Genomic DNA, 3,729 nt, shown 5'->3' with positions numbered 1-3,729 from the left:
GTGACAATAACCACCAACTACTAAAAAGTGAATAAGTAAATTACTATATTTGCGATAGTTTCAAATATACTATAAATGAAAGTTACAATAAAAAAATTAGGCAAAATTGAAAGTTGTGAATTACAACTTAATGATTTAACTATACTAGTTGGAGATAACAATTCAGGTAAAACGTATGTAACTTATAGTACTTATGGCGCTCTAAAGTATTGGCGTGACTTTATTAATTACACTAGTTTTAAAGAACTCTCTCAAGAAATTATTTTAAATGGTCAAATTAATCTTGATAAAAATCAAATTGTTGAATTATCAGAGATTGCACTAAAAAAAGAAAGTGACAAATTCAAACGTCGCATCAAAGAATTATTTAACGATAAAGAGAAAATTTTCGATGAAGCTAGTTTAAAAATTAAAGTTGAACAACCTCTTACTTTTAAAGATAAAGAAAATAAAATCAGAGTTGGTGACAATACAATATTTGAAGGAAGTATCAAAGACAACACTTTATCTATTATTTATAAAACTCTAAATAAAAACGATTTAGATAAAAATTTAGTCAGAGAAATAATTGGAGACTTATTTTGTTTTATGGTTTTTGATGATGTTATTCCAGATCCAACAATCATTACTGCAGAACGTTTAGGTATTTCTCTATTCTATAAAGAACTAGATGAAAGAAGAAATTCAATGATTGAAAGCCTCCAAAATCTAGAAAATAAAGATGATAATATTCATCCTTTTGAATTGATTATGAATATGAGTGCATATTACGCAACACCTATTCGTGACCACATTGCATTTACGAGAAATATTGATAATATAAAAAAGAATTCTTCTAATGTTGATATTTCGTATCCTTTAGAAATTATTAAAGAAATCTTAGGAGCTGAATTTAAAAAAGAAAATAAACAAGATATTAGATTTTATACCAGAAATAAACGAAATAATAAATTTGATATACCATTGTATTTAGCATCTTCATCTGCAAGATGCATTGTTGATATTTTCTTTTATTTAAAGCATATTGCCAAGGTTGGTGATTTACTAATAATAGATGAGCCAGAAAGTCATTTCACTTTAAAAAATCAAAGATTAATGGCTAAACTAATTGCATCAATTGTAAATCTTGGTATTAAAGTATTTATTACAACTCACAGTGATTTTTTAATTAAAGAATTAAACAATCTTATACTTTTAAAAAATGATTTTGAAGAAAAGGCAGATTGGTTAGTAAAAAATAAAAAAAGATATACTGAAAAAGATAATTTAGATTTTAATTCAATATCAGTATATCAAGGAATAAATGGATCATTGAACTCATTAAAAATTTCAAATACTGGAATAGAAATTCCATTTTTTGATGAGGAAATCAATAATCTTTTCACAATTTCATCTGATTTAGACTATTTTATATCATAATGGAAAGTATTTTTTGTGATTTACAGGTTATCAAGTCATACGATGAGATAAGAAAGGAAGTCAAATTGGTCGAAGAAACAACAGGTCAATCAATTATTGTTGGAGGATTACCTGAAGATAGTCTTATTTTAAAATTAGATGTTGACCAAGCTGGCTACAAAAAAAAATCATCGTACTTGAGAAGTGGTGTCGAATTTATTCATAAAGGTTGTGATTATTGTGTTATAATTCCATCAATTAATAAAATTGTATTATTTGAACTTAAATCTAATCAACCTAAAGGATATGCAGATCAATTTGTTGCCTCTGAAATTTTTTTGAATTATTGTAATGCGCTATGGAAAAAATATAATAATTGTATACAAGAATTTGATTTTGTACGTGTTTTACTTTCTCCAAAATTTAATGGACAACTAACAAGTACAAAAGATGTTATTAAATTTACTAAACCAGATAGGACTAAAGAAGAAATTCTTATTTTATCACCTGGTTTCCCTCCTAGAATTAGAATTGAAAAATTTCTTAACTAATAAAATATCACCTTCCGCTAACATCGGTAACTGTTGCACAACTCCAATTTACAGTAAAAAACAGAATATATGACCTCGTTTAAGCCTTTTTAAGCGAGGTTTATTTTTAGAAAAATATATTAATGTAAAATTAGGCTTGCTTAAAAACTCTCTTTTTAAGGAGTGAAGGAGTGATTTTGTAGAAGCGTAGTTCTTCCCTTGTTTTAAATAAATAACTTGGGCTAAAACACTTGATTTTTTGACTGTAAAGCGTAGATATTTCTTCAAGTTGTAAGATAAACTTGACATTAGTACATGTTTATTGGCTTTAGACATTCCTCTGCTATTGATTCGTTTTAGGTTAAAGAAGTTAATCAACGTTCCTAAAACTGGTTCTACTGTAGAACTTCGACGTTTAACTAACCTGCGGTGATACGCTTTATTTTGGGTGAGTTTTTCATGCATTTTATCGTACAAAGGCTTGTGAATGCTATCTTCCAACTTTTTAAACTTGGTTACTTTTCCACAACAACTTTCTCGTAAAGGACATTGTCCACAATCTTTTTGCGAACTTCTATAGCTTTTCTTTTCGTAGCCTTTGCTGTCTGTTAAAGTTCGTTTGAAAGGCAGAAAAGCTTTATTTCCTCCTTTTTGAATACATTCGTTGTGGATACGTCACATCATCGTAGACTAAATTAGTAAAAAACTAATATAGCCTTATGATTATGAAAAAGACCAAAGAAATCCAAACTTATTTAACTTATATTAAAAAATTACAAGTTCTAAAATATGCTAAAGAATATGGAAATAACACTATAGCTTATAATTTTTATGGTGTTAAAAAGAGTACATTTTATAAATGAAAAAAAGCATATGAAGAACATGGAGAAGAAGGTTTACTCAGAAAGAAACCAACTCCTCATACTTTTCCTAACCAAATTAAGCAAGAGATTGTAAATAAAGTATTAGAACTTCGAAAAGAACATAAATTAGGGACTTGGCGAATTAAATGGTATCTAGAACGTTATCATGATATTTTGATATCGGAATCAAGTGTTTATCGTATTCTAAAGCGTAATAATGTAGGTCGATTAGACAGAAAGGTGACTAGAAGAGCCATGCATAGTATCAAGTATGAAAAAGAAACACCTGGTCATCAGGTACAAGTTGATGTTAAATTTCTGATTTTTCATGATTCAAATGGCACTGAAATCAAACGATTTCAATACACAGCGATTGATGATGCTACACGAATTAGAGCACTTAAAATCTCTGAAAAACATAATCAATTAAGTTCAATTGAATTCATAAATTATGTTGTAGAAAAATTCCCTTTTAGAATTAATACAATTCAAACAGATAATGGACACGAATTTCAATCAAAGTTTCATTGGCATGTTCAAGATTTAGGAATCAGACACCGATTTATAAAAGTGGGTACACCTCAGTTAAATGGGAAAGTTGAACGATCTCATTTGACTGATAAAAAAGAGTTTTATCAACTTTTAAGTTACACAGATGATGTCGATCTAAATCAAAAATTAGAACAATGGGAAAAATTTTATAATTTCGATAGTCCACATGGTTCATTTAAAGGAAAAACACCTTATGAAATACTAAAATCAAAACTAAAATAATTATATTTAAAGTCTACGAAGTCATGAAGTACGACACTCATAGTATTGAGATTTGAGATGTTAGTTATTAGACTTTTGTTATTGTATGTTCTTTTTTTATTCATTGGTTTATTGTTTTATGAATAATGTATTCATGAATCCTTTGGATTTAGCTTGATACAAAA

At 27.8% G+C, this 3,729-nt stretch carries 3 protein-coding genes and 1 pseudogene; 3 read left to right on the top strand and 1 reads right to left on the bottom strand.

All coding sequences use genetic code 11. The features are described from left to right. The first annotated feature begins 75 nt into the window (after window positions 1–75). Both N5D46_RS14515 and N5D46_RS14510 read left to right on the top strand, forming a co-directional pair. Window positions 76–1,419: an AAA family ATPase gene (locus N5D46_RS14515; RefSeq protein WP_114999199.1), complete on the top strand. Its 1,344-nt coding sequence runs from the start codon at window positions 76–78 to the stop codon at window positions 1,417–1,419. Further along, window positions 1,419–1,949 (top strand): hypothetical protein, encoded by a 531-nt coding sequence (locus N5D46_RS14510; RefSeq protein ID WP_114999200.1) that lies wholly within the window; start codon window positions 1,419–1,421, stop codon window positions 1,947–1,949. The genes N5D46_RS14515 and N5D46_RS14510 overlap by 1 nt, the downstream gene beginning before the upstream one ends. Before the next feature lie 48 nt (window positions 1,950–1,997). Here N5D46_RS14510 and N5D46_RS14505 read toward each other — a convergent pair whose 3' ends face one another. Next, on the bottom strand, window positions 1,998–2,558 hold the full coding sequence (locus N5D46_RS14505) for a transposase (protein ID WP_260392507.1): 561 nt from the start codon (window positions 2,556–2,558) through the stop codon (window positions 1,998–2,000). Window positions 2,559–2,653: 95 nt separating this feature from the next. Here N5D46_RS14505 and N5D46_RS14500 point away from each other — a divergent pair. Further along, window positions 2,654–3,565, top strand: a pseudogene (locus N5D46_RS14500) (IS481 family transposase). The last annotated feature ends 164 nt before the right edge of the window (window positions 3,566–3,729 follow it).

It is taken from the genome of Empedobacter sp. GD03865, from assembly GCF_029840775.1.
GTDB classification, from domain to species: Bacteria; Bacteroidota; Bacteroidia; order Flavobacteriales; family Weeksellaceae; genus Empedobacter; species Empedobacter falsenii_B.
Note: the sequence above shows the minus strand (reverse complement) of the source record. Positions and strands in the feature narration are given on the sequence as shown.